25 protein-coding genes are annotated in these 26,954 nt (G+C 46.9%); 10 read left to right on the forward strand and 15 right to left on the reverse strand.

All coding sequences use genetic code 11. From position 1 onward, the window contains the following. Positions 1-185 precede the first annotated feature (185 nt). Complete coding sequence (locus tag BGO59_RS13165; RefSeq protein ID WP_293684080.1) at positions 186-1,199, forward strand: hypothetical protein; 1,014 nt, start codon at positions 186-188, stop codon at positions 1,197-1,199. A gap of 43 nt (positions 1,200-1,242) precedes the next feature. Here the strand turns inward: BGO59_RS13165 and BGO59_RS13170 are convergent, their stop codons facing one another. The 6 genes from BGO59_RS13170 to galK form a co-directional block, all read right to left on the reverse strand. Further along, a complete protein-coding gene (locus tag BGO59_RS13170) occupies positions 1,243-2,430 on the reverse strand; it encodes an Nramp family divalent metal transporter (RefSeq protein WP_293684081.1) in 1,188 nt (395 codons plus the stop codon). A gap of 83 nt (positions 2,431-2,513) precedes the next feature. Further along, complete coding sequence (locus tag BGO59_RS13175; RefSeq protein WP_293684082.1) at positions 2,514-2,987, reverse strand: DNA starvation/stationary phase protection protein; 474 nt, start codon at positions 2,985-2,987, stop codon at positions 2,514-2,516. A 93-nt stretch (positions 2,988-3,080) separates the two neighbouring features. Continuing rightward, positions 3,081-4,019: a sugar phosphate isomerase/epimerase gene (locus tag BGO59_RS13180; protein WP_293684083.1), complete on the reverse strand. Its 939-nt coding sequence runs from the start codon at positions 4,017-4,019 to the stop codon at positions 3,081-3,083. Positions 4,020-4,054: 35 nt separating this feature from the next. Next, entirely contained in the window at positions 4,055-4,735 is a 681-nt protein-coding gene (locus BGO59_RS13185; RefSeq protein ID WP_293684084.1) for a cell division ATP-binding protein FtsE, read from the reverse strand. 94 nt (positions 4,736-4,829) lie between these two features. Further along, on the reverse strand, positions 4,830-5,489 hold the full coding sequence (gene fsa / locus BGO59_RS13190; RefSeq protein WP_080057086.1) for a fructose-6-phosphate aldolase: 660 nt from the start codon (positions 5,487-5,489) through the stop codon (positions 4,830-4,832). 74 nt (positions 5,490-5,563) lie between these two features. After that, positions 5,564-6,721: a galactokinase gene (gene galK / locus BGO59_RS13195; RefSeq protein WP_293684085.1), complete on the reverse strand. Its 1,158-nt coding sequence runs from the start codon at positions 6,719-6,721 to the stop codon at positions 5,564-5,566. A gap of 329 nt (positions 6,722-7,050) precedes the next feature. Here galK and BGO59_RS13200 point away from each other — a divergent pair, with 329 nt between their 5' ends. The 3 genes from BGO59_RS13200 (at position 7,051) to BGO59_RS13210 (ending at position 9,057) form a co-directional block, all read left to right on the forward strand. Beyond that, the gene (locus BGO59_RS13200) at positions 7,051-7,761 is read left to right on the forward strand and encodes a tetratricopeptide repeat protein (RefSeq protein WP_293684086.1); all 711 of its coding nucleotides are present in this window, start codon (positions 7,051-7,053) and stop codon (positions 7,759-7,761) included. Positions 7,762-7,867: 106 nt separating this feature from the next. After that, positions 7,868-8,218, forward strand: a complete 351-nt coding sequence (locus tag BGO59_RS13205) for a transmembrane 220 family protein (RefSeq protein ID WP_293684087.1) — start codon at positions 7,868-7,870, stop codon at positions 8,216-8,218. After that, on the forward strand, positions 8,215-9,057 hold the full coding sequence (locus tag BGO59_RS13210; RefSeq protein ID WP_293684088.1) for a hydroxymethylglutaryl-CoA lyase: 843 nt from the start codon (positions 8,215-8,217) through the stop codon (positions 9,055-9,057). Before BGO59_RS13205 ends, BGO59_RS13210 begins: the two co-directional genes overlap by 4 nt. A gap of 53 nt (positions 9,058-9,110) precedes the next feature. On the opposite strand, the gene BGO59_RS13215 is transcribed toward BGO59_RS13210, so the two are convergent. After that, positions 9,111-9,635: a hypothetical protein gene (locus BGO59_RS13215; RefSeq protein WP_293684089.1), complete on the reverse strand. Its 525-nt coding sequence runs from the start codon at positions 9,633-9,635 to the stop codon at positions 9,111-9,113. Positions 9,636-9,753: 118 nt separating this feature from the next. Here BGO59_RS13215 and BGO59_RS13220 point away from each other — a divergent pair, with 118 nt between their 5' ends. Together BGO59_RS13220 and BGO59_RS13225 are read left to right on the forward strand one after the other, a co-directional pair. Further along, on the forward strand, positions 9,754-10,050 hold the full coding sequence (locus BGO59_RS13220) for an iron-sulfur cluster assembly accessory protein (RefSeq protein WP_293684090.1): 297 nt from the start codon (positions 9,754-9,756) through the stop codon (positions 10,048-10,050). Positions 10,051-10,133: 83 nt separating this feature from the next. After that, positions 10,134-14,039: a HAMP domain-containing sensor histidine kinase gene (locus BGO59_RS13225; RefSeq protein ID WP_293684091.1), complete on the forward strand. Its 3,906-nt coding sequence runs from the start codon at positions 10,134-10,136 to the stop codon at positions 14,037-14,039. A gap of 181 nt (positions 14,040-14,220) precedes the next feature. Here BGO59_RS13225 and BGO59_RS13230 read toward each other — a convergent pair whose 3' ends face one another. Continuing rightward, complete coding sequence (locus BGO59_RS13230) at positions 14,221-14,814, reverse strand: HNH endonuclease (protein WP_293684092.1); 594 nt, start codon at positions 14,812-14,814, stop codon at positions 14,221-14,223. Positions 14,815-15,103: 289 nt separating this feature from the next. On the opposite strand from BGO59_RS13230, the gene BGO59_RS13235 reads away from it, so the two are divergent. Then, a complete protein-coding gene (locus tag BGO59_RS13235) occupies positions 15,104-15,475 on the forward strand; it encodes a CoA-binding protein (RefSeq protein ID WP_293684282.1) in 372 nt (123 codons plus the stop codon). A 67-nt stretch (positions 15,476-15,542) separates the two neighbouring features. Here the strand turns inward: BGO59_RS13235 and BGO59_RS13240 are convergent, their stop codons facing one another. From BGO59_RS13240 to selD, 7 genes are all read right to left on the reverse strand, one after another. Next, the gene (locus BGO59_RS13240; protein WP_293684093.1) at positions 15,543-16,550 is read right to left on the reverse strand and encodes a 3-oxoacyl-ACP synthase III family protein; all 1,008 of its coding nucleotides are present in this window, start codon (positions 16,548-16,550) and stop codon (positions 15,543-15,545) included. 167 nt (positions 16,551-16,717) lie between these two features. Then, positions 16,718-16,969, reverse strand: coding sequence for a phosphoribosylformylglycinamidine synthase subunit PurS (gene purS / locus BGO59_RS13245; RefSeq protein ID WP_080059983.1), 252 nt, complete (start codon positions 16,967-16,969; stop codon positions 16,718-16,720). Positions 16,970-17,022: 53 nt separating this feature from the next. Beyond that, the gene (pssA, locus tag BGO59_RS13250) at positions 17,023-17,721 is read right to left on the reverse strand and encodes a CDP-diacylglycerol--serine O-phosphatidyltransferase (RefSeq protein WP_293684094.1); all 699 of its coding nucleotides are present in this window, start codon (positions 17,719-17,721) and stop codon (positions 17,023-17,025) included. A gap of 27 nt (positions 17,722-17,748) precedes the next feature. Beyond that, on the reverse strand, positions 17,749-18,387 hold the full coding sequence (locus BGO59_RS13255) for an MBL fold metallo-hydrolase (RefSeq protein ID WP_293684283.1): 639 nt from the start codon (positions 18,385-18,387) through the stop codon (positions 17,749-17,751). 80 nt (positions 18,388-18,467) lie between these two features. Beyond that, positions 18,468-19,169: an SAM-dependent methyltransferase gene (locus BGO59_RS13260; RefSeq protein WP_293684095.1), complete on the reverse strand. Its 702-nt coding sequence runs from the start codon at positions 19,167-19,169 to the stop codon at positions 18,468-18,470. Next, the gene (locus tag BGO59_RS13265; protein ID WP_293684096.1) at positions 19,169-19,942 is read right to left on the reverse strand and encodes an alpha/beta fold hydrolase; all 774 of its coding nucleotides are present in this window, start codon (positions 19,940-19,942) and stop codon (positions 19,169-19,171) included. Before BGO59_RS13265 ends, BGO59_RS13260 begins: the two co-directional genes overlap by 1 nt. A 7-nt stretch (positions 19,943-19,949) precedes the next feature. Next, positions 19,950-21,035, reverse strand: a complete 1,086-nt coding sequence (selD, locus tag BGO59_RS13270) for a selenide, water dikinase SelD (RefSeq protein ID WP_293684284.1) — start codon at positions 21,033-21,035, stop codon at positions 19,950-19,952. 315 nt (positions 21,036-21,350) lie between these two features. Between selD and BGO59_RS13275 the strand changes: the two genes are divergently transcribed. The 3 genes from BGO59_RS13275 to BGO59_RS13285 all read left to right on the forward strand — a co-directional run bounded on the left by BGO59_RS13275 (position 21,351) and on the right by BGO59_RS13285 (position 26,950). Continuing rightward, positions 21,351-24,734 carry a carboxypeptidase regulatory-like domain-containing protein gene (locus tag BGO59_RS13275; RefSeq protein ID WP_293684097.1) on the forward strand — a complete coding sequence of 1,128 codons (3,384 nt, stop codon included), beginning with the start codon at positions 21,351-21,353 and terminating at the stop codon, positions 24,732-24,734. 73 nt (positions 24,735-24,807) lie between these two features. After that, positions 24,808-25,677: a glycerophosphodiester phosphodiesterase family protein gene (locus BGO59_RS13280; RefSeq protein ID WP_293684098.1), complete on the forward strand. Its 870-nt coding sequence runs from the start codon at positions 24,808-24,810 to the stop codon at positions 25,675-25,677. A 13-nt stretch (positions 25,678-25,690) separates the two neighbouring features. After that, positions 25,691-26,950 (forward strand): MBL fold metallo-hydrolase, encoded by a 1,260-nt coding sequence (locus tag BGO59_RS13285; RefSeq protein WP_293684099.1) that lies wholly within the window; start codon positions 25,691-25,693, stop codon positions 26,948-26,950. The last annotated feature ends 4 nt before the right edge of the window (positions 26,951-26,954 follow it).

Raw genomic sequence — 26,954 nt, forward strand, 5'->3', positions numbered from 1 at the left:
CGGCTAAAGGTTCATCTTGCTTAAATTAAATGGAGTGCTCAGAAGTCTATACGCAGAGTAGTAGTCACGTATTTACCGAATAGTAAATTTTAGGTTAATTAAAGCATTCATCTATAGGGGATTGGTAGGTATAGTTCGGAATGATTTTTGCTATATTTACCAAGTATTTCCGTATCCATTTTACTATGAAAGTTTCTACTCTCGTTTTAGCCCTGATTACTTCTGGCCTTATGGCAGAGCTGCACGCCCAGAGTCAGGTAGTTACGCCTGATAATCAGGCCGTCAGTTTTCAATCGCCAAACGGCACCTATAACCTGATCATCGGCCAAAGTACAAGTGCGGTTGTCGGTGGATCGGGCACTTACAATACCTTTATGGGTAGTCAGGCGGGGCAGGGTAACACAACTGGCTCGTACAACACGTATTTCGGCTATAAAGCAGGCTTCCCCAATACAGTTGGTAGCCACAATACCTTTGTCGGATACGAAGCGGGTAAACTCAATACTGACGGTAGTGATAACGTGTTTATTGGTTTCAATGCCGGTCAGGGAAACCAACGTGGTAACCGGAACCTGTTTATAGGGCCAAATTCGGGCGTTGATGCGATAAACGGACAGGATAATACGCTGATCGGGTCTAATGCCATCGGGGTAGGAGTTGGCTTATCGAATGCAACAGCCATTGGCGCCAATGCTCGGGTGTTAACCAGTAACGCTATGGTTCTGGGTAATAACGTTAATGTGGGTATTGGTACTTCAACTCCCCAAAATCGGCTCGAATTAACTGCGGGTACGGATGGGCGTAGTGGCCTTCGGCTAACGAATATGACGGCAAACTCGCCAGTCAATAACGCAACGGCTGCTAAGTTCCTCACAGTTGATGAAAAAGGTGATGTGACGTTAGGAGCGCATTTATCGGCTACAGCCATGCGTGTGCAACCATCGTCGGAAAATCAATGGGCCGACTATGTTTTTGCTCCATCGTACAAACTCCCGTCGTTGACCGAAGTCGAAAAATACGTTCAGCAGAACAAACACCTGCCCGGCATACCCAGTGCTACCGAAATGGTCAAACAGGGCGTTGATTTGACGGCTCTACTCGCCACGCTCGTAAAGCAGAATGAAGAAATGACTCTTCGGCTAATTGAACAGCAAAAGCGAATCGAACAGCTTGAACGAGAGGTGAATAAGAAGAAATAAGATAAAAAAAGGAGGCCATAAATCAGCCTCCTTTTTTTATGGGTTATGCCTTGAAAGCCAACCAGACGTTCCATAATCCTAAAATAGCCGTAACAAGCACCACAAGGCCCATTGCTATGTTTTGGGCCAGCGAATTGCAATATGTATTGCCTAATAAAGCTCGGTTGTTGACGGCTGCAAACAGGAAGATCGTTACAAAAGGAAGTAGAATACCATTGATCGCCTGAACGGCTACAATCACATCAATGGTGTTGACATTGGACAACCCCACCATAAGGCCGGTTAGCATAACCACTAACCAAATACCCCGGTAGATCGGCGAATTTTTGGGAACGCCTAACAAACTTTGTGCCGTAACGGCAGCGGCCAGGGGAGCCGTAATCGACGAAGCCAGTCCAGCCGCAAATAAGCCAAAGGCAAATAAAGAACCAGCCCATGTTCCCAGTCGATCGGTAAGTACCTGAGCCATGTGTGGATACGAGAAGTCGCCGGGAATCAGCAACCCGGCTAATAATAACACAACGGAAATAATTCCCCCCAGAATAACAGCTACCCAGATGCCCAGCCGCATCTCGCTCAGCGACTGGCCGGGTACAATACTGGAGCCAAAGAATAAATTATAGGGAACGATAGTTGTACCAATCAGACTATTGATCAGTAATAACGATCCTGATGGGAAATTGGGAACGACCAGGGCTGTCGTAAGTTCGGTTGGCGTAACAGGAGCGCCAAAGGCTACATAAACGAAGGCCCCGCCCATGGCAAAAACAATGATTCCCAGAAAATTTGCCAGACTTTGCGTTGAACCAACCCAGAGCAGGAGGATACAGGCCAACCCTATGCCGACAGTCAGGGTAGGAACAGATGCTCCGGTCAATAACGCTAATCCAGATACGGCACCAAGAATGTTTCCGGCCTGATAGGCTGCGCATCCAAGAAAAATAGCCAGAAACAAGGACCAGGCAACCCATTTTCCTTTCGTGCCTGTATAGGTTTGGGTGATTACCTGTCCAAGGTCATTGCCAGTGGCAATGGTAATACGGGCGGCTGCTTCCTGCAGCCAGACGGTGCCAAGTGTGGCAAACGTCAATACCCAGAGTAAGTCTAAACCGAATTGAGAGCCAGCTTTTGCGCAGGCTGTTACCGAACCGGGGCCAATAAACGCGGCTGAAATAACCGACCAGAATAAGACACTACCAAGGCCAGAGCGAAGAGAAAGTGATTTGGGCACAGGTGAAAATAATTGATACTATACAATGTATAATGAAAAGCGAAGAACTCCTCAATTATACATTGTATAGTATCAATTATTCCCTACGAAAGGTATTTTCGTAGCATCCAGGCCATCGCTTCATGATCTTCCATCGACTTCGTCAGGAAGTCGGCAGTACCGGCATCATTGAGTTCGTCGGCACATTTATCAACGTCGTCGCGAAGTTCACGAATGATCTGCTCGTGGTCGGAGAGCAGGTGTTTGAACATATCGGCTGTACTTTTAGGTGCACCAATATCTTCTTTTAAGCTGGTATTGTGAAGGAATTCGGCCATCGTAGCCAGTGGTTTGCCACCCAACTGCCGGATTCGCTCAGCAACTTCATCGATTTCGGCTTCGATGGCTTTATACTGACTTTCAAAGAATTTGTGGTATTCCATGAAATTCGGCCCAGCCACGTTCCAGTGATATTTTCGGGTTTTGATATACAGGACGTGTAAATCCGACAGAAAGTCGTTAAGCAGGCTATTGTCCTGTTTTAAAACATCTTCTTCAAGACCAATATTGGGTTGCATAATGCTAACGTGAGTTTAATTATGTTGGTAATTATCTGATAGCTATATGGCAGCTATCAGCATAAATAACCGTCAATTAATCTCTTTGTTTCATTATCCGATTAATCCTGAAAATACCTCTTTGGCGTAGACTAAATCCTGCTTGTGCGCTTCAATTGGCCCCATGGTATTGGGTGAACTTTTTTCAAGGCATTGTTCCAGAACCAACAGAGGTCGAACATTCAGTGCTTTCAGGTCGGTAGTCAGGCGACGGTAATCGATGTCGCCATCGCCAAATGTTTCCTGCCAAATGCCCTCACGCGATTGTCGGATGTGTATTTCTACGACGCGCTTGCCGTACAATTTCACAACGTCGAACAGGGCCACCTGCGAATTGCCGGAACCACGATATACCCAATGGGCGTCCAGACAGAGCGACACATTTTTTGGGTCTGTAGCCAGCAGCATGTGATGAAACTCACGGGCGGCCTGCCGGTGCTCAGGGGCATGGGTATGATAGGCCAGGGTGATACCTCGCTTGCGTAATTCAGCACCTAATCGGTCAAGGTTTTTGGCCTGCTCAGCCAAATCCGCATCGGTTTTGTCTTTTTCACTACCCCATTGGATCGGACTAGGGTTGGTTACAAAAGTGGTGGTACCAGCTTGGCGGGCCGCTTCAGCAATGCTTAAAACGGAATCAATTGATTTCTGGGCTTCGTCGGTCCGGTGGAGTGTACTGTTTACATACAACGATGGCATTGCCAGTTTGTACTTAGCCAGTAATGGAATCAGTTTGACTACATCATCGGCGGTGTTGACCGCAGGTTCATAAGCCGTTAGACCTGCCTGAACAAACTCCTGAAGAGAAGCATCCGGGTCGGCCATCCAGGTTTTTCCCTGTCGGTTATAGAAAGTCAACCAGGAATAGGAATTGCAGGAAACAGATGCGGTTTTGGTAGGCGAATCAGCCTGAACAGCCTGATTCGAAGCGAGTAAAGAAGCACCCGCACCGGCTACTAGTGAACGTAGGAAAGGGCGACGACCAAAAGGCATAGGAGAAAAGGTCAGTCTAAAAAATGAGCAAATGGTTAACCGGCCAGCTCGATAACCTGCCCTTCCTGACAACGCAATACGCGAGCCGGGTATTTGTTCAGCAGGTCATAGTTATGCGTAGCCATCAGTACAGCCGTACCGGCATTGTTGATAGCCTGAAATACTTTCATGATCTGGTCCGACACCGACGGATCAAGGTTTCCGGTTGGTTCGTCGGCAATAAGAATCAGTGGTTCATTGAGCATAGCACGGGCAATGACAACTCGTTGCTGTTCGCCACCCGAGAGCTGGTGAGGCATTTTTTTCTGAGCAGTCCCCAAACCTACCTGCATTAGCACGTCGGCAATGCGGTTGTTCATGTCTGTCTTATTGTTCCAGCCCGTCGCTTTCAGAACAAACTTAAGATTGTCTTCTACTGAACGGTCGAAAAACAGCTGAAAGTCCTGAAAGACAATGCCAATTTTCCGGCGCAGCATCGGAATGTCGCGGGGCTTTAGCGAGTCGAGCGAAAAACCGGCCACTGAGCCTTTACCGTTCTGCATCCACAGATCGGCGTATAATGTTTTTAGTAAGGATGTTTTTCCACTTCCCGTACGGCCAATCAAATAAACAAAATCGCCCTTATCGATTCGGAACGATACATCGCCCAGGATTAATTTCTTGCCCTGATAAATATCGGCGTGGTCGAGAGTAAGAACGGGTTCAGAGGAGAACATAAATCGGCTTTGGTTTACGGTTTACAGATTACGGTGGCTAACGCAACCTAAAACGCGCCAGCCACCGTAATCTGTAAACCGAATACCCTAAATATTACTTTTTCTCAGCTTTTGCGTGGTCGGCCAGGAATTTAGCCAGACCAATGTCGGTCAATGGGTGGTTGAGCAACATTTTCATAACGCTTAACGGAGCCGTCATTACGTCGGCGCCGATTTCAGCGCATTGGATAACGTGCATTGGGTGACGTACCGACGCAGCCAGTACTTCAGTTGTATAGCCGTAGTTGGTATAAATATTTACGATTTGCTGAATCAGCTCGATACCATCGGTCGAAACATCGTCTAGTCGACCTACGAACGGCGATACGTACGTAGCCCCGGCTTTGGCTGCCAGCAGAGCCTGACCTGCCGAGAATACCAGCGTACAGTTGGTACGGATGCCTTTTTCCGAAAAATATTTAATGGCTTTGATGCTGTCGGCACTCATCGGCACTTTTACTACGATGTTCTCATCGATCTCAGCCAACTCTTCGCCTTCTTTGATCATTTCGTCGTAAGTGACCGAGATAACCTCTGCGCTAACGTCGTTCTGAACGATGTCGCAGATTTCTTTGTAATGGCGCATTACATTATCTTTTCCGGTAATGCCTTCTTTGGCCATCAGAGAAGGATTGGTTGTCACCCCGTCGAGAATTCCCATTTGCTGGGCTTCGCGAATGTCGGCCAGATTGGCCGTGTCAATGAAAAATTTCATGGTAAAATAGAGTTATTAATTGATCTGCGGTCAGTATGTGTATAAGTCTTGTTTTGGCTTATTTACTTACTAACCTATTGGTTTTTGACGATACCTGTTCCGTTCTGGATTTTACAGACGTGAAGGTACGTATCTTTAGTGGTTTGGGCTTTGTATTGTTTGGTAATCAATTCAGTAAATGAGTCAAGGGCCTCTTCACGGACTAGATTGATGGTGCATCCGCCAAAGCCTCCTCCCATCATTCGAGCCCCAAATACACCTGGATGTGTTCGAGCAATGTCGACCAGAATATCCAGTTCGGGGCAGCTAACTTCGTAGTTCTTGCTCAAGCCCTCATGCGAGCCATACATCAACTGACCAAAAGTGGCTATGTCGTTTGCTTCCAGAGCTTCAACGCCAGCCAGTAAGCGGGCATTCTCCTGAACAACGTAGGCACAACGCCGGTAAATCAACGGCTCGGTATCCCGTAAATGCTGGTCGAGCATAGCCATCGTTACGTCGCGCAGACTTTTAATGTCAGGGTAAAAGGTCTGGAGGAAACGGACACCTGCTTCGCATTCGGCCCGGCGGGTGTTGTATTCAGACGTAACCAGCGAATGTTTGACCTGAGAATCACACAGAACAATACAGATGCCCTCCATTTGTAGAGGAGCATAGGTATAATCGAGGGAGCGGCAATCGAGTTTGATAACATGGTCAGCCCTGCCCATCATGCTGGCAAACATATCCATGATCCCCACTTTTGCGCCTACAAACTCATTCTCAGCTCGCTGTGACAATTTTACCAGGTCGATACGTTCGAGACCTAACCCAAACAGTTCATTCAGGGCAAAGCCTACACCATTTTCCAGCGCTGCTGACGATGAAAGACCTGCGCCCATCGGAATCGTTCCACTGAAAATACAGTTAAAGCCGGGAAAGTCGTAACCAGCCAGTCGCATTTGGGCAACTACACCCAGAATATAATCCGCCCAGGTATGCGTCGGTTCCAGATGAGACAGTGAACCCTGATATGTTTTATTCAGATCATGGGCTACAAAGTGTAGTTCGTGATCGGTACGAGGGCCAACAGCCAGGTATATGGCTTTATCGATAGCGGCTGGAAGCACAAATCCTTCGTTGTAATCGGTATGTTCACCAATGAGGTTGACACGGCCTGGAGAGCAGATTAACAGCGGGTCGGCCTGGAAATGTTGCTGAAACGAGGTAGTAAGCTGGTTCAGTAGATGCATGTTGGGTTTTCGGAATTTAGCGGCCTGATAGTGCTAAATGCATGACCCCTAAACGACATAACCGCAATAGGCGGAAATAAAAAATGGCAAACCAATGTCTCACCGCTACAACCACCTACCCTTGCTTCGGTCAAGACCTGGGGGATTCAGCAGGAGCTGGTAGCACCGATTTGCCGATGCAAAGTTATACAACTATTCGTCAACGACAAATTTTCGGGCATACCTTTGTAAAAAATCAATGATTGAATGAGTGAATGGTTGAATGATTGAATAGTGAAGTTGATGCTATTCAATCATTCAACTATTCACTCATTCAATCATTTATCATCATGAAGCGATTAATCTACATTAGTTTGTTGGCATGCTTTGCCTGCAACTCATCAGACAACTACCTGGAACAGGGGAGGGGGTATTTAAAAGAAGGAAAATTTCGGGAAGCCGTTCAGGCCTTGAATCAGGCCATTAATGCCGATGCCGGGAATGTGGAAGCGTTTAATTCGAGAGGAGTGGCGTATTTTGAACTAAAGGAATATGCCAATGCCACCCTCGATTATGATCAGGCTATTAAACTTAAGCCCAATTTCTATCGGCCCTATTATAACCGTGGGCTCCTAAAAGTGGCTCAAAATGATCTGACAGGTGCCTTGAAAGATTATTCGGAAGCGATTCGGCTGGCTCCTGATACGAGCAAACAAATTAGCGCTGAACTCTTTCTGAACCGGGGGCAATTGTTTGCGACCCAGGGGCAGATTCAACCAGCTATGACGGATTTTTCGCAGGCCATAGCGTTAGATTCGCAAAATGCACAGGCTTTCTATAATCGGGGAAACCTCCGATTCCAGCAGAAAGATCTGGCAGGGGCTATTGCCGATTTTCAGCAGGCTGTTAAGGCTGATCCTAAATTTGGGAAAGCGTTTTATGGGCTGGGTATTGCCCAGGTTTTGCAAAACGACCGTGAGTCGGCCTGCCTGAGTCTGAAGCAGGCCCAAACGCTAGGCTATGTAGACGCTGCCAATGCCGTAGCAGAATATTGTCACTAGACGATTGATTTTAATCAGGTGAGGTAAAAGAGTAGGAACATTGCTCGAGAAACTTATTCCTGCCACCGTATGTATCGTTCTAACTCCACTTAACTTCTAGTAAAACATGCGTAAAACACTGGCGATCATTTTCGGACTGTTGTTTGTTTTATTTGCGGCATTCCAATACAACGATCCTGACCCTGAAGTCTGGATTCCTATTTATGGCGTGGCGGCCGCAGCCTGTTTTATGGCCTACGCCAATCTGGGGCGCTGGTGGTTTTTTGTTGTACTGGCCGTCCTGTTTTTTGCGTCAGCAGCGTATCAATGGCCTCCGAAATTTGAAGGGTTTCTGTTCAGTGAAGTGGGTATGCGAAGCCTGAATATCGAAATGGCCCGCGAAGCAGGGGGGCTAGCGATCTGTGGAGTGGTGATGCTCATGTTCGCCTTTCTGACGCGTCAAACTGTACGTCGATGAAACTAATCGAGTGCCCCCGCGATGCAATGCAGGGACTAGACCATTTTGTTCCGACTGACCTCAAAATTCAGTACCTGAATACACTCTTACAGGTTGGATTCGATACGCTGGATTTTGGCAGTTTCGTGTCGCCGAAAGCGATCCCTCAGATGCGGGATACTGCCGAGGTATTGGCGGGCCTTGATCTAACGTCTACGTCGACGAAACTCCTGGCCATTGTGGCCAATCGGCGAGGTGCCGAACAGGCGGTCGCCTATCCACAAATTCAATACATTGGCTTTCCCTTATCCGTTTCTGAAACCTTTCAGCAACGTAATACCAACAAGTCAATTGCTCAGGCATTTATTGAAGTGGCTGATATGCAGTCGCTTTGTGTAGAGTCGGGTAAGCAGTTGGTCGTTTATTTGTCGATGGGATTTGGCAATCCTTATGGTGACTCATATAGTCCAGCCATTGTCAGTGACTTTACGGAAAAGCTACTGCAACTGGGGGTAGGTATTATTGCCCCATCCGATACCATCGGCTCCTCGACGCCCGAAGCGATTGAAATGCTTTTTCGACACTTGATTCAAACGTTTCCGTCGGTTGAATTTGGGGCCCACCTGCATGCACGTCCGGGTGAGGCTGGGGCAAAAATACGAGCAGCCATTCGGGCTGGGGTTAACCGTATCGACGGTGCTCTACGAGGCTTTGGTGGCTGCCCAATGGCAGCCGATGCGTTAACCGGGAATCTCCCAACTGAAGAAATTATCCAAACCCTGTTGGATGAGGAGATTGCACTATCCATCAACCAGTCAGCTCTACAAAAAGCCCTGATGGTATCGTCGGCAGTGTTTTGAGTAACGCAGAGATGCGGAATTCCGTCATCTTTTCGAAAGGCCGCATCTTCGCATTACATAAACATGGCTTGAATTTCTTCTTTCACGGCACGAAGCGCATCAGCCGTTGGTTGGCGATCTTTTTGAATAATCCGTTCAAAAATTCGTTTGGAGAGTTCGATGGCGGGTGCGTCAGGCCGCGTATCGCCCGATGCCTGGTTGATCAGGGTAACCACTTCATTCATAGCTGCCTGAATCTGATCCCATACCTTCTGACTCATGTATACCTGCTGCGACAGGTTATGGTTATACTCATCCCGGATTTCCTGAAGAAGCCGCTGCTGGAACTCGATGACGGTGGTTGAACTATTGCCTAGGCGTAATAATAGGTTATTGGGGCTGATACGTTCCAGAAACAGAACCATTCGTTCGTATGCCTGTAATCGGATCGGTACAACGGTTTCCGTATAGCGGGCCTGCACATCATAGCGATGCCGGTCGGCTTCACGTTCGAGTAATAATTTGACCGTCAGATACATTCCATAAAGTACTAGTCCCGCAGGTACAATCAGTTTGAGAAAATCGCTCACTAGATCCATAAAAAGAAGGAACGTTGTTCCGTAAAAATGGTAATTTTGATAAAATGGGTTTTTTAAACGTTAATAGGTTTAGCGTTTGCAGTTGAACTGAATAGCAAACGCTAAATCTCCAGAATGTATGCTCACACTAGATAATCCCGTTCGCGTTCGACCTGAAGCCCGTCAACAGATACTGGACACACTTCAGGCTAATAAAATTCCCGGCGAGTACGGATTACGCGTGGGTATCCGGGGGGGAGGTTGTGGGTCATCCTGGTTACTGGGTTTCGACCTGCCTGGCCCCTCCGACGAAGTGTATAACGTAGAAGGGGTACAGGTCATTATCGACCGCAAGCATTTGCTTTATGTATTTGGTGCTGAAATAGGCTATGAAACTGGAGGCTATACGGTAGAAAAACTGTCTAAGGTTCAATAGTCGATAGGGTTGGTAATCAATGCGCTGCTAGCCTGAATGGTTACTAGTTCTATCGACTATTAGTCCTAGGCTAAAATCTTGGCATGATTTTAGGGATGGTTTTCGGGAAAGACAAGTTTGCCCACCTGGTGAAGCGTATCGAAAAACATATTTTTCTGCTCCTGGCTGCAGTAACAATCGGCTGTTCAGTTCTGTATTTCCTTTTTCTGGAACAGAATGAACCTGGTGCTACCGATGAGCAATACCTAAGTGCAGTGCAGCAGCGGGTGAAGGAAGAGATGCAGGTGAGTACATCCGAATTGGATAGTGTATCGGCATTACTGGTCAGAAATGCCAAGCCCACATTTACTGACTACTTCAGGCTGCCTTCGCATTACCCATTCTTTGTCTTTCGCGATGGTCGATTAGAATACTGGTCGGACTATCGGTTTGTGCCCGATTATGGTCAGTTATCGGTTGTAACAACCATACCGAAATTAATTGACTTCGAGCAGGGGCGTTTTGTGGTTAGCCATCGTCGTATTGCGGCTGGAGGCAATGTACTGGACGCTTATTCGTTAGTGAATATCCATCGGTATTATCACAGCAATAACGCCTATTTACAGTCAGGCTATAACCCAGATATATTTTCGCTTGATCCGCAATCTGTTACAGACAAACGGCTCAATACCTACGAGGCTATCTACGATAATACGTCAGCCTTCCTGTTTTCGGTAGTGCCGCCTAAAGTCGATGCGTATCGGAACCACACTACCCCCGTCAACACGGTCATTCTGGCTACATTGGGAGTTATTTTTCTGGGGTTGTATGTGTTACAGCTTATGGTTCGACTCCGGAAAAAACGGCGTTATGAATGGGGCTTTGTGGCGTTGGCAACCTATCTGTTGCTGTTGCGGGCCGTTATGCTTTTTTTCGGGGTTCCGTTTTTATTCATCGAATCGGACCTGTTCAATCCTAAATATTATGCATCCTCGATACTAGTTCCATCTCTGGGCGACTTGCTGCTCAATGCACTGGTAATGGCCATCCTGGCTTTTTACTGGGTGAGGTACTATTTCCGTTCGCAGTTCTATGTCTGGTTGCTCAAGCAGCCCCACTGGCTGAAACTGGTGGTATCGGTAGGCTGTGTTGTGCTTGGTTATGTGACATTTACTCTATGCTATATTGAGCTGACCAACATCTACGAAAAGTCGCAGTTTACGCTTGATATTACCCTTAACATCCATTTTTCATTTCTGAAGATCGCCTGTCTGGTAGTCTTTATTATTATATCCTGTATTTATTTTCTGGTTACGCATTTACTGGCGAGCCTGTTTTTGCGCTACAACCGAATCAATCATGTCGGCATTGGCCTGGCATTGATCATGGCTGGTTCCGTATTAAGTGCAGGTATCTGGTTGTTGGTGGGTGGTTCTTTGGAACCCGTTTTTCTGCTGAATGGAATCTATTTTCTGGTTATATATGTAAGTCAATTACCCAAAACGCTTTATACATTTCGTTATAAAACGTCCATTTATCTGTTTCTGGCAGCGTTCATTTGCGCAGTAATGACGTCGTACGTCGTTTATAATCAGGAGATTCGGAAACAGTTAAACCATGAGCAGGAATTTGCTGCCCAGCTTCTGGCCGAAAACGATGTATTTGGCGAATTCCTGATGAGTAAAGCGCAGGAGTCGATTCAGAAAGATGCGGAGATTGCTCGTGCGCTGCGAACCGATACGCTCCTGGTTCGTGAGCGAATACAGCACCGGGTGAAAAGTTTACACCTGGATAAATACTTCGACAAGTACGATATTGAGGTGTTTTCGTTTCGGTCGAATGGCCGCCCACTCGATATTAGCCCTGATCCCGTTTCGCTATCGTCGCTGACGGCGCGGTATCGTCAGGAGGCTTATAAAACGGAGTATGCAGGCATTTACTTTGTCAGCGAAGCGGACAACCAATTTGTAAAGCAGTATGTGTGCTTTGTGCCGATTCTTCGGTCAGTAGCGCCAGCGGGTTCGGCTCTCCAATCAGGAACGTCATCAACTGATACGATGGGGTATGTTGTGCTCGACCTCCGGCTTCGAAAAGAACGGCCTAAAGGCGTGTATCCTGGACTGCTGGTTGATACAAAGTTTAGCCAAAATCAGGATACGCAGGAATACAGCTATGCCTTTTTTACCGGGCCCGATCCGGGTAAAGCATTAACCGGCCCCGTACAGTATAAGCTTTGGTATAGCTCTCCCGGAAATTATAATTATGACCGGCAGCTTGAACTTTCGCTGCTGAACAATCCGGCTTTATTTACAACCGGGATATCCAGTAATCATTATCAGCACATAGCACAAAGAGGCCAGAATGGTCGTGTGGTGGTGGTATCGTCGCCAGAGTACCCGTTTCGGAATATATTCTCCAATTTCTCATTTCTATACCTCTTGCTGGTGCTGACCGTCATTCTGGTCATTGCCTGCTATGCGATCAATTATCGATTCTCCAAATTCAACATCAACTATTCGACCCGGATTCAGATCCTGTTGAATCTGGCTTTTTTTCTGCCGTTGATCTTCGTGATCCTCATAATTCTGGGCGTAATAAGTTCAAATTATGTTGATAACCAGAAAGATACCTATATTGTCAATACCCGGAATATTGCGTCTAACTTTCTGATTTACCTCGACGAACATCTGTATGCGCAAAAGCGGAGCAAGGCATCGATGGAAGAAGAATTAGGGAAGATTGCCCGTGATGCCAACATCGATATTAATCTGTTCGACGCTCAGGGGAGGTTATACACATCGACGCGCCCGATCATTTATGAAAGGGGATATCTTTCCAAACGGATCAATCCGGAAGCCTACAACCATATTATTGAAGATAAGGAGAACCAGGTTTTGCTCGACGAATCGCTGGGAACGCTGAATTATCGGACGGCCTATGCCAGTATTAAGTCGTACGATGGGCACCTGCTGGGGGTATTGAGTATTCCGTATTTCTACGCTCAACCCGAACTTGACCGGAAAATCATTGAGGTTATTGCGACATCATTGAGCATTTTCACGGCTCTATTCCTGTTCTTTCTGATCTTATCCTATTTCGCATCGCATATGCTGACCAAACCGCTTCGACTGCTGACGCAAAAAATTAGGAAAACCAATCTGGAGCGTCCGAACGATCCGTTACCCTGGCAGTCGGACGATGAAATTGGCCTGCTGATTCGTGAGTATAACCGGATGTTGTTGAAACTCGAAGAAAGCAAGCTTGCGCTGGCCCAAACAGAAAAACAATCGGCATGGCGGGAAATGGCCAAACAGATTGCTCATGAAATCAAAAATCCATTGACACCCATGAAATTAACGTTGCAGCATCTGCAACGAACATTCCCGAACAATGGAAAGGACGCAGCAGGCTTAAATGGAGATCCTTCGCGTAAGGTGATCCTTCGAACATTCGATTCGTTGCTGGATCAGATTGATAACATCAGTGACATTGCCAACTCATTTACTGAGTTTGCCAAGATGCCGATGCCCAAAAAAGAAGAATTTGAAGTTACGGGCGTCTTCAATAAAACGGCAGATTTATATGCTGATGACAAACGGATTACACTTCGACGAGAGAGTGTGGAAGGGCCTATTATGGTTATGGGGGATCGGCAGTTTATGGGTCGAATCATGACTAACCTGCTGATCAATGCTATTCAATCTGTTCCGACTGACCGGAAGCCTGTAATCGATCTGAAGCTTTCGACCGGTAGCGATTCGGTTTTGATTGAAGTCCATGACAATGGGGTGGGCATCCCCGAAACCATTCGGAATAAAGTTTTTCTGCCCAATTTCAGTACAAAAGGAGGGGGATCTGGCGTTGGCCTGTGGATTGCCAAACGTGGTGTTGAACATGCTGGTGGCTCCATCTGGTTCGAAACAGATGAAGGTGTAGGAACCTCGTTTTTTGTCTCGATGCCGCTGGCAGGTGCACCAGGACTTGGTGTTGGCGACGATGTGAATTATTAAAGAGAACAGGACAAATCCTTCAAAATCTGAATGTGAGTTTTGAAGGATTTGCCATTGGAATGCTACTACACTTAAGCAATTTAGTATTGCCCAGCGCTAACAAATAGCCTTATATAGAGATTTCGAGCAGTCGGATTTAAGACTGCACGCGATAGCCCTTACACACACTCAAATGAGAATGTTACTCAATCGTAACATGTTTCCAGTTCTCGCCTGACCGAATCCGGTTTAACTGTGTATGGGTGATACCAAACTGCTTGGCAATCATCTTTAACCGATTTTTGTCGTTTAGTAGAAGTTTCTTGATGATTTTGACCTTGCTTTCGGTTAGTTTATAATTACGGGTCTGACGAGGGATTAGCCGGTTTTTAAGGTTAGGGTTATTCCGATTATGCTCAATCATGTCAGCCTTTGTAACCCATCGCAGATTCTGGAAGTGGTTATTGAGTTTGTCATGATCAAGATGGATCACAAACGTCTGATCGGGATGGCTACGCGTAACAAAATGTTCGGCTACCAGTTTGTGGATATACCGATTTATAGTTTTACCGCCAGATCGGATGTTAAGCGATCTATAGCCCTGAATTACAGAGCCTTTTATGGGTTTACCCGGTGTATGGCCGGAAGGACTTGATGAACGATTTGTGGGAGCCGATTGGAAGCTACGAAGCCGTCCATAGTTGGAGACTTCGTAATGAGGAGGGTTTTCAATACCTTCAAACACGATCGGTGTCCACTTTTCATTCCAAAAATTCTGTTTGTCTTTGGCATCCATGACCGATGATTTTTATGATAGCCGTGAATTTCAGCCGGATATGAGCTTTCTGATGAGTCCTTAACAACTATAGGGCAAAATAGTTGTAACATAATGATTTTACTACCAAGATTCTTTTAAAATGCTCACTTAATATGATAAGCTATTGATAATGAACAAATTTATAGCATAAGTAATGTCAATAGTAAATTTAATTGATAAAGCGGGTGTTAATGGCTTCGAAACTGCTTCTTCTCCAGATTGGTTAAGTGTATAGAAAGGTATATTATGCCTTCGTACTACTATGACAATGAATGCTCAGAAGAAAAAAACGCTTATAGTTGGAGCAACCGCTAAAGCTGGGCGCTATGCCAATCTGGCTGCTTACCGTTTGCTTCAACATGGCCATACTATAGAATTACTGGGATCGCGGGAGGGGGACATCGAAGGACATCCTATCCGGACTGGCGAGCCAGATTTACAGGGGATCGATACAGTAACGATGTATGTAGGACCCCAAAATCAACCTAAATTGTATGAGTATATTAAACGGCTAAAACCCAAACGGGTTATCTTTAACCCCGGTGCCGAAAACCCCGAATTTGACAAACAGCTTCGGGCAGAGGGAGTCGAGACCATCGAAGCCTGTACCCTGGTCATGCTTTCGGTGGGGACTTATTGATGATTGAATTGTTGAGTGACTGAATGATTGAATAAATTAACAATTCAGTCACTCAACAATTCAATCATTACCATTTGATCAGTGCTGATGCCCAGGTGAATCCGCTGCCGAATGCGGCCAGACAGACCAGGTCACCGGGTTTAATACGCCCTTCTTCATAAGCTTCGGTTAATGCAATCGGGATAGAAGCTGCCGTTGTGTTGCCATACTTCTGAATGTTGTTGAAGACTTTTTCTTCAGGCAAGTTCATCTGTTGACGAACATACTCCGAGATTCGGATATTCGCCTGGTGAGGAACCAATAAGGCCAGATCTTCCGGTTTGTACGCATTGGCTGCTAAACTCTCCTGAATGACTTCCGCAAACCGTACGACAGCATGCTTGAAGACGGCGTTCCCGTTCATGGTTACATTGTAGTTGCCACCTGACAGGGTTTCTTCCGTAAGCCAGCGTCCTTCACGACTACTGCCAGGGTCCCGAACGTATAATTCTTCGGCATAACGTCCGTCGGCATGTAAATGAGTTGATAAGATGCGGTGTTCTGGGTCGGTCGTGGCCTGTACGACAGCAGCCCCGGCTCCATCGCCGAAAATGACGGCTACCCCCCGCCCTTCATTACTTTTATTCAGGAAGGTTGATTGGATCTCTGAGCCGACAACCAGTATGGTCTTATACATGCCGGTTTTAATGAATTGATCGGCAATGGAAAGTGCATAAACGAAGCCGGAGCATTGATTCCGAATGTCGATCACGCCAACGCCTTCCAGACCTAATTCACGCTGCATAAGAAAGGCTGAACCGGGAAAGTAATAGTCGGGCGTGATGGTTGCATAAACAATCAGGTCAACTTCTTTAGTATCGACCTGGGATCGATCGAGGGCCATGCGCGAGGCAGCGGTAGCCATGCTGGCGTTGGTATCTTTACCGTAAGTGAAGTAGCGTCGTTGCTTTATCCCCGTCCGTTCCTGAATCCAGGCATCCGAGGTATCCATATGTTGGGTTAAATCCTGGTTCGTTACGATGGTTTCAGGAACGTAGAAGCCTAACCCTTTAATACTAGCGTAAGTGGTATTCATTCGTCAAAATCAAATAGTCGGCAAAGGTACAAAGGAATCCTCCAGAATGGTATGCATCGTCAACGCAAAGGCACAGCCATCACAAAGAACGTCGACCAATAATTGATTGGTTATGAGGTGTCCTTCTTTGTGATAGCTGCGCCTTTGTAGAAAAAGGATATGTACGTTTAAGCGGGCTGTAGCTCAAACGAATACTCTTCCATGATCAGGTTGGCCAGTAGCTGGCGACAGGCCGAATCAACGGTGGTACGAGCTTGTTCTTCGGTATCGGCATCCACTTCAAGCCGGATGTGTTTTCCGATCCGAACATTATCGATGGTGTCCATCTGGAGATTATGCAAACCCAGTTTTACGGCTTTGCCCTGCGGGTCCAGAATTTCCGAACGGGTCATGATGTTGATTTCGGCGATGTACTTCATTGGTAAGGAGTGAAAGAGTGAAAGAGTGAAAGAGTGAATTGGGAGTGGGATGATCACTCTTTCGCTCTTTCGCTCTTTCGCTCATTTGAGATTAGTGAAACAACGATATATAGCAGAATAATCAGGGGAATGGCTGCAAACTGCAAAAATAACAGCAGTAGCACGGATGCAATCAGAAAACTATATTTTATTCGATTTTCGGCCCATCCAAACGACTTAAACTTTAGCGCAAAGAGGGGAATTTCGGAGACCATCAGGAATGAAAAAGCGATGATCATTCCTAAGGCGTAATCATTTTGCCAGAATGCATCGTATTGGGGCTGATACGTATGCATGAGCGGAAAAGCCGCAATCAACATGGTATTGGCAGGCGTAGGCACCCCAATAAACTGGTCGCTTTGGCGGGTGTCGATATTGAATTTGGCTAATCGCAGAGCCGATAACACAGCGATCAGGAAAGCACCGTATGAAATACTCCCCAGATTCTGATACCAGCAAAGCTGGAACATGATGGTCGCGGGAAGAACGCCAAACGTAACCATATCGGCCAGTGAATCCAGTTCCTTGCCAAACGGCCCCGACACCTTCACCAGACGGGCCACAAAGCCATCTCCAAAGTCGAGAATGGCAGCTACGCCAATTAACCAGGCTGCTGTATCGAGATAGCCACGCATGGCCATAACCAGTCCAATACACCCGCATAGCAAATTGCCGCAGGTCATGGCATTCGGGAGATGTTTGAGCAGGTTCATAGCTGTAAAACGGACTAGCCGCCCGTTTTATAGTTTTACGTATGGATTTGTTTGTTTCTCGCGACCAATTGTGGTAGGAGCCATGTGGCCTGGATACACAGTATAATCGTCGGGCAAGGTATACAGTTTTGTTCGGATACTGGTCATCAAGTCAGAATAGCTACAGTACGGAAGATCTGTACGGCCAACACTACCTCTGAACAATACATCACCACCGACTACATAACGTTCGGCATGATTGACAAACGCAATATGTCCGGGTGCGTGGCCAGGTACAAACAAGGTGTCCAGCACGGTATTTCCGAATGTGAACTGATCGCCCTCCTGAATAAACTCATCTATCTCTGAGGGTTCGTAGCCACGTAAGCCAAAAAGCGCACAACGAGACGCAACTTCATTATAAATGACCATGTCCAGCTGATTCAGATAGGCCTTTACCCCAAATTTTCGCTTCACGTAAGCAACGCCAAATACATGGTCAAGATGGGCATGCGTTAACAGCAGGTATTTAACCGTTAGTTTATTCGTTTCGATAAAACGCCATAAGATTTCCTTTTCAACTTGTTCATAACAGCCAGGATCGATGATGACGGCCTCATTAGTCGTTTCATCGGCAATGACGTAAGTGTTTTCCTGAAACGGAGAAAATGTAAAGGAGTGAATCATGCGTGACGCAGACATCTTGTCCGCCTTGTTAGGTAAGTATTCGGGCAAGCTTCGTAAACGTCAGCCCAGCCACCTTACGGTTACAAAAGTAGAAACACGGTTGGTTTTTTTCGTAAATCTGGTACGTTCGATTTCCATTCGCGGATGGTTAGCGTACGGACGAGCGCGTCAGGCGCGGTCAGATTACTGGCAACACACAGCCGGGTATTTGCCTGACAACTAGTCAGTATATCCGCGAAAAGAGCATCATTTCGGTAGGGCGTTTCCATGAAAATCTGGGTTTGCTGATGCTGTTGAGCCTCTTTTTCCAGGTTACGTAATGTACGAGCCCGGTCTTGTCGGTCAATTGGGAGGTACCCGTGGAACACAAATGATTGCCCACTCATACCCGACGCCATCAGGGCCAGTAGAATAGAGGAAGGCCCCACCAGGGGTTCGACACGCCACCCCAGTGTATGAGCCATACCAACGACTACTGCACCTGGATCAGCCACGCCTGGGCACCCTGCTTCCGACAAAACGCCTGCATGTTGCTTTCGTTCGGTCAACTCCTGAATCTGCCGACGAGTTTCTGTTGGTGGAGTATCTTTAGTTAGCTCGAAAAATAGCGTCTCGTCAATGATCCGGGATGTTTTCAGGCTGCTGATAAACCGTCGAGCCGATCGCACATTTTCAACGAAATACGTATCTGTTTTTTCGATTATCTCGCGAATAGTAGGGGGGAGCACCATTTGTGCCGTATCATCGGCGAGTAAAGTCGGAATTAAGTAAAGTGTTGGCATTACTTATTTTCAATAAACGTCATCAATACGTCAACAAACTCGACTGGCTTTTCGGCTTGTACCCAATGCCCAGTCCCCTGAATTGTTTCGATCTGGGCATTGGGAAATATGCGCTTAATCGTCGGAATGTCATCGTCAAGGATGTAAGGAGACTCGCTACCCCGAATAAATAGCGTCGGTTCGGTAATAATCCGGGGATTGGTCAGTTCTTCTCCAATACCATGCAGTTCGCGTTCGATGACCGGAATGTTTATGCGCCAGTCGAATCCGCCCTGCTCGGTTCGGTATAAATTTTTCAACAGAAATTGCCTTACGGTGTACGAAGGCTCATACCGTTGCAAAACCGCATCGGCTTCTGTACGTCCTTTAATTGCAGTGAGATCAGTAGCTTTTAGCCCTCGAATGAGCTCGGCATGATGAACGGGGTAGAATTTTGGTGCAATATCGACGACGACGAGTTTTTGATAGGTGCCTGGGTAGAGCATGGCATATTGCATGACAGCTTTACCCCCCATCGAATGCCCAACCAGAATCGGATTATCGAGCTGGTGGTCGGCAAGAAACTCGTGTAGATCGGACGCCATACTCTGGTAATCGTGTTCACTACCTCTTGGCGACTGACCATGATTCCGTTGATCGACCGCAAAAACGCGGTAACCTCGTGCGGCAATGGCTTTACTCGTTGTGAGCCAATTATCTGATGAACCAAATACGCCATGCAGAATCACAATGGCCGGACCTGACTCGCCAGTCTGGCGGTAAAATAATTTCATCCAAACCTTAGTTTACGTACACGATTTTTTCTCGTTGCTCGACTAGTTCACCAAACGAGGTTAGATGGAAACCGTTTTCGGAGGCTACGCGTTCAAACTCGTCCGTACTCTCGGCAGCTACGGCGATGAGTAAACCGCCAGACGTTTGTGGGTCTGCCAGAACGTACCGTTGTAACTCGGTTAATTCTGCTACTTTATGACCGTAACTATCCAGATTCCGCGTTGTACCACCCGGAAAACTTTTTTGAGCTAGGTATTCATCCAGCATAGCCAACGTAGGAACAGCTTCGAAATTAAGTACAGCGCTAAGGCCTGAGCCTTCTGCCATTTCGATCAGGTGCCCAAGCAATCCAAAACCAGTCACATCGGTTAAGGCTTTGACGTACGGTAATTTACCTAGAACAGCGCCAAAGCTATTAAGTTGAGCCATCTGGTGGGGTGCTATATCAGCATGCTCGGGTTTTAACAAGCCTTTCTTCTGGGCTGTCGTTAGTATACCAACTCCCAATGGTTTAGTTAGGTAGAGCCGACAGCCTTGCGTAGCGGTGTTATTCTGTTTGAGGTGGTCAAGTCGTACCCGTCCGGTAACCGCCAGCCCAAAGATCGGCTCAGGGGAATCAATGCTGTGACCACCTGCTAGTGGAATACCTGCTTCCCGACAAATAGCACGGGACCCTTCCAGCACTTGACCCGCGACCTCCGGCGGCAATTTGTCTAATGGCCAACCGAGTATGGCAATCGCCATTATCGGCTCTCCGCCCATTGCATACACATCACTAATAGCATTGGCTGAAGCAATCCGCCCGAAGTCAAACGCATCATCAACAATGGGCATGAAAAAGTCTGTCGTGCTGATAATGGCTTCACCATTACCGATATCCATTACGGCTGCATCGTCGCGTGAATCGTTGCCAACGATAAGGGAATGGCTAATTGAGGAGAGCAAAGGTTGGCTTGTTTGCAACGGTAGGGCTGCATTACTGGTGCGTCCATGCAGAATCTTATCCAGAATTTTAGGCGATATCTTACAGCCGCATCCGGCTCCATGACTGTATTGGGTAAGCTGTATCGATTGTGTTTCCGCAGGAGTCATCATAAGGCAAAACTAAGACAGAAATCAGGTAGTCGGGCAAGAGCCGGTCAGGTTATTTATTGAAACAGATTCAATGGACCATCGAAATGGGCAAGTGGCAAAAAATGACTTAATAATATGGTAACATTGATTAATAGAACGTAAACATTTAAAAATTGTGTTATTTGTAGGAATTTGTCTATAGAAATTGATATGGTGGTACTTTTTTAAGACGCCCCTCTTTTGGAAGCTCAAAAAAAATAGCATATTTGTCTCCTAATTGAGAACGCATCGAATCGATGAACACTCACCACTGCTAACCAAACAAACACTTCTATGTCTAAAAATCTACTGCATTTTCGAGCGGCTTTTATGCTAATCGGCAGTATTCTACTGGCTGTGCTCGGCGGAAGCGCAGCCATGGCACAGGTAACGACCTCCGTAATCAGCGGACAAGTTACCGACGATAAAGGTGGCCTTTTACCCGGAGCTACTGTCGTTGCCATCCACGAGCCGTCGGGTAGCCGGTACGGTACCACGACGAACGCATCTGGCCGGTACACACTCCCCGGTGTTCGGGTGGGTGGGCCTTTTAAAATCACTGCTACCTATGTTGGTTTCAAAGATCAGGTAGTTGAGGGCGTTTTTACCAATCTGGGTACAGCTGCTGACGTAAACTTCAAAATGGTTGACAATAGCACGGCCTTGTCGGAGGTTATTGTGACCGGAAACCGAAATGATATTATTAGTTCAAACCGCACGGGGGCTGCTGCTTCCTACGGTCGTGCTATGATCAATACGACCCCAACATTAGGTCGTACGATCAATGATATCACTAAATACAACGCATATGGCAACGGCCAGTCATTCGGTGGTCAGGATGCTCGTTTTAACAACATAACTATTGACGGAGCTGTGTTCAATAACGGCTTCGGATTGGGTAGCTCAGCTATTGCGGGTGGCCGTACGGGTACAACAGCCGTTTCGCTGGATGCTCTGGACGAAATTCAGTTGAACGTAGCTCCGTTCGATGTTCGCCAGACAGGTTTTGCTGGTGCTAGCATCAACGCCGTAACACGTTCCGGTACCAACGACTTTTCAGGTTCAGCTTATTATCTGTGGCGCAATAATGGTCTGGTAGGAAAGAAAGCTGATGACCGCGATCTGCCTCCTGTTAATATCAACCAAAATACACTTGGATTGCGTTTGGGTGGTCCAATCATCAAAAACAAACTGTTCTTCTTCATTAACCTGGAGCAATACAAGAGCAGTCAACCTGCTCTTGATTGGGTAATTAACCGGGGAACAGGTACTACTGGTAACGTATCGCGGGTGACCCAAGCTGACATGGACGATTTGAGCAGCTTCATGAAGACCAACTTCAACTTCGATCTGGGTGCTTACGATAATTTCAACAACGATGTGAAAAGTACGAAAGGGTTGATTCGCTTGGATTATAACATCAACGACAACCACAAACTTTCGGTACGTTACTCGCACCACGATTCGCAGTCGGGCCAGATCATTAGCAATAGTAACAGTAGTAATACAGCGGGTAATGGTAACCGGACAAACTCGTCACTGGCGGTTTCTGCAGAGAATACCGGCTATATCATTGCTGACAATACTCGTTCGATTGCTGCTGAATTGAACTCGACCTTCAGCGGTAAGTTTGCAAATAAACTGGTGGCTACCTACAACTATCAGAACGAAGACCGTACTTATAAAACAGGTGTCTTCCCAACGGTCGACATCCTGAAAGATGGTACGACTTATACGACGGTTGGTTTTGACCCCTTCACCCCAAACAACAAACTGAATTATTCGACCCTGAATATCACTGATAACTTCAGTTACTTCGCTGGTAAGCATACGCTGACGCTGGGTCTGTCTTATGAGAAGTACACGTCTAACAACGTTTTCTTCCCTGCATCCAATGGCGTGTATGTGTACAACTCGATTGCTGATTTTAAAACGGCAGCGCTTGCTTCGATTAGCAACCCAAACAGCACAACTTCGCCCGTTGCAGTAGCTCGTTATAACCTGCGTTACTCGCTGTTGCCAGGTGGTGCTGAGCCATTACAAACACTGCACAGAAGCACCTACAGTGCGTATATTCAGGATGAATTCCAGGTCAATCCGAATTTCAAACTGACGGCTGGTCTTCGTGCTGACATCTTTGCCTATGACAATTCGACGGCTAAAGACTTCAACAACCCAGTTGTGGCTGGTCTTACATTCAAAGATGAAAACAACGCAGATTATAAGGTTACGACGGGTTCTTTCCCCAAAACACGTCTGTTGTTATCGCCCCGGATTGGTTTTAACTGGGATGTGAAAGGAGACAAAATGACTCAGATTCGGGGTGGTAGTGGCTTCTTTGTGTCGCGAATTCCTGAAGTATTGGTATCGAACCAATTGGGTAACAACGGGGTAAATACAGCTCTGATAACGGCTACCAACAGCACAGCGTATCCGTTTGTAACAGATCCAAGCAAACTACCGGCTGCTGTACGGCCTGATCCGACTCAAACGGATATTACCAAACTGACTCCGTATGTAATCAACGCAACGGACCAGAACCTGAAATATCCGCTGGTCTGGAAAACAAACATCGCTATTGACCAACGGTTACCTTGGGGCTTAATTGGTACCCTCGAATTCATTTACAACAAGACGCTGTATGGTTTGCGGTATATCGATGCTAACCTGAAAGCTCCCGATCGCGTACTGAGTGGCTCTGATACCCGGAATCGTTTTCCAGCATCAGGTGTATCGGGTTCGCAGGGACCGGCTACCAGTGCTGTTAACATCGCTCGTTTCAATAATACGGCTATCACAAACGCGTTTATCCTGAAAAACTCGACTCAGGGTGAAGCCTATACGTTCACAGCAAAACTCGAAAAGCCAACAACGAACGGTTTTGGTGGGATGCTCGCCTGGACATACGGCCTGGCTCGGGATATTCAGTCAGTTGGTAGCACGGTTGTAGCCAACGTACCAACTGTACAAGGTCAAAATTATCTGGGTCTTTCGTTCGGTGATAACGACCTTCGGCATCGTGTCATCGGCTATCTAAACTATCGCCTGAACTATGGCGGTAAGTTTGGTGGGTCTACAACCTTCACGTTGGGTGGTCAGTATACGACTGGTTATAAAACGAACCTGGTTGTCGGTGGTGACCTGAATGGGGATGGCCAAACCACAAACGACCTCCTTTATATTCCCAAAAGCGCTTCAGAGCTGACATTCTCGGCTTTGACCGTAGGTTCTGGAGCATCAGCCGTTGTGTATTCTCCTGAACAACAGCAGGCTGCTTTTGAAAAATATATCGAGAACAATGATTATCTGAAGAGTCGTCGTGGTCAATACGTCGAACGTAACGGTGTGTTCTCTCCTGATCTACTCCGTTTCGACTTCACGGTGATGCAGGAGTTTTACATCGCTGTAGGCGCTAAAGGAACCAAGCACACACTGCAATTCCGGGCTGATATTCTGAACGTTGGTAACCTGCTCAATAACAAATGGGGTGTAGGCTGGACAACAACGTCTACACAGCCGCTCTCTCTGGTAGGCGTTAGTGCGGCTGGTGTGCCAACGTATCGGTTAGGTACGCAATCTGTGAATGGTCAAACGGTTCTTTTGCAGGACGTATTCACCAAAAGTATCACGGTGGATAACGTTTGGCAGGCTCAGCTTGGCGTTCGTTACTCGTTCTAAATGGATTCATTCCCGTATAAAAATCCCCCGCACAGTTTTGGCGGGGGATTTTTTGTTGTTGTAGATTTAGTCTATGAAAGCTTCCTTTTTAGTTCTTCTGATCAGTTTAGCGGTTGTTCAGGTTGCGGCACAACGTGTTAATAGGTTTAAAGATACCCAAACGATTGACGCATATTTTCGGCTAAAACCCAATCGTGAACATCCGCTTATTTTGGCGCATCGGGGTGGGCCGGGCTCAACCGATACCGAAAATTCGATAACTACCTTCGAGAAGACAGCCAAAAAACTTCCTGATGCCATCATCGAAATGGATGTACGCCTGACCCGCGACAGTGGTTATGTGCTATTGCATGATCCTACTCTTGATCGGGAGTCGGATGCCAAAGGGGCAGTCGCTGAATGGACATTGGCAGATTTGAAAAAAGTCAGACTAAAAACATTGGCTGGTGAACTTACCACGCAGCAGGTACCCACATTTACTGACATATTGAACTGGAATAAAAACCGGTATATGCTTGCGCTGGATGTAAAGCCCGGTACTGATCCACTCCAAGTAATGAAGGTCGTAGAGAAACACCAGGCGGTGCATTCTGTGTTTGTAATTTGTTATTCAATAGCCGAAGCGCAGCGGGTACGGGATCAATACCCAACGCTCTGGCTGGCCGTTGGGGTAAATAGTATGCCCGATCTGGAGCACTTCGAAAAAACACCTTTAGCTTCATCGGGTCGATTGATTGCGCTAACGCCACAGAGACTTCAGCCTACCGCCTTTTACGAACGATTGCATAAGCTTAACATCCCCTGCTCAGTTGGTACCTATGGTGTGGGGCAACTGGACGAAAAACCAATGGCTGAAGCGGTATCAGGTTATCGGGAATTACTGCGTCAAGGGGGCGATATTATTACAACCGACCGTCCTGTAGCGGTAGCTGCGCTCTTTTAATGGTTCATCAACTATGGGTGCTCTCCGTAAATTAATTACTGCGTTTCTGATTATTCTGCCTTACTGGGGATGGGCACAGCGAATAGGCGAGCCGGTTCCGGTCTGGCAGGAGGGACAGCTCGATATTCATCATATCAATACCGGACAGGGTAATGCTACTTTTGTGGTTTTCCCGGAGGGTACTACATTGTTGATTGATGCTGGTGCCATCAGTTCGATGGATTGGCGGACGAACAAGCCCCGGAATATCCCTACCTGGCCCAGTAACGAACGGCAGGCAGGTGAGTGGATTGCTCGATATATACGAAACGTATTGCGTTTTCAGCGTAACCCTGCGATTGATTACGCCATCGTCACGCATTTTCACGACGATCATATGGGGACACCACTTAATGTTGTTAAGCGATCGAAAGGAGAGTATACCCTGGCAGGCATTACCGAAGTTGCAGAATACGTGCCGATTCATAAAATGCTGGATCGTGGCTGGCCCGATTATGCGTACCCCAAACCGATGGATGCTGATTCGATGGTGGTTAATTATCGGCGTTTTTTATCATGGCAGCAACAACGTAACGGGTTGGTTGTCGAGCGATTTCAGGCTGGTAGGGTCGACCAAATCGTTTCGGTGAAATCTCTGTCAGTTCGGCAGAAATATCCCTTTGAGGTGCGAAATCTGATGGTCAATGGCGAACTGTGGACAGGTGAGGGGGACAAAATAAAGGGTCTGTTCCCCGATTTACGTTCGTTGAAGCCAGCTGATTATCCAAACGAAAATATGTGCAGTATAGCACTACAGATTCGGTACGGAGCGTTTGATTATTTTTCTGGGGCAGATCTTCAGGGCGTGCTTCAGTTTGGCGCACCTGCCTGGCATGATGTCGAAACGCCTGTCGCCCAGGTTGTAGGGCCAGTCGATGTTCAATTGGTCGATCATCATGGTTACCCCGATTCGCAAAATGGATCATTGCTATCCAGTCTACAACCAAGGGTTCTGATCCTGCCAGCTTGGGCTTCATCCCATCCTGGTCGTGATGTTCTCGAAAGGCTTTTTTCAGACAAATTTTATAGAGGTGAACGAGATGTATTTGCTACACATCTGCTGCCAGAGGCCAAAACGATCATTGCCGATTTGCTGCCCCGCCTGAAAAGTGAGTCAGGGCATATTGTCATTCGCGTCGAAAAAGGGGGTAAAAGGTATCATGTACTGGTTCTGGACGATCAGAGTGAATCATACAGGGTGAAAGCTATCTTTGGGCCATACTCGGCACGGTGAAACT

Origin of the sequence: Spirosoma sp. 48-14, assembly GCF_001898575.1 — a bacterium.
Classification (GTDB): Bacteria; Bacteroidota; Bacteroidia; order Cytophagales; family Spirosomataceae; genus Spirosoma.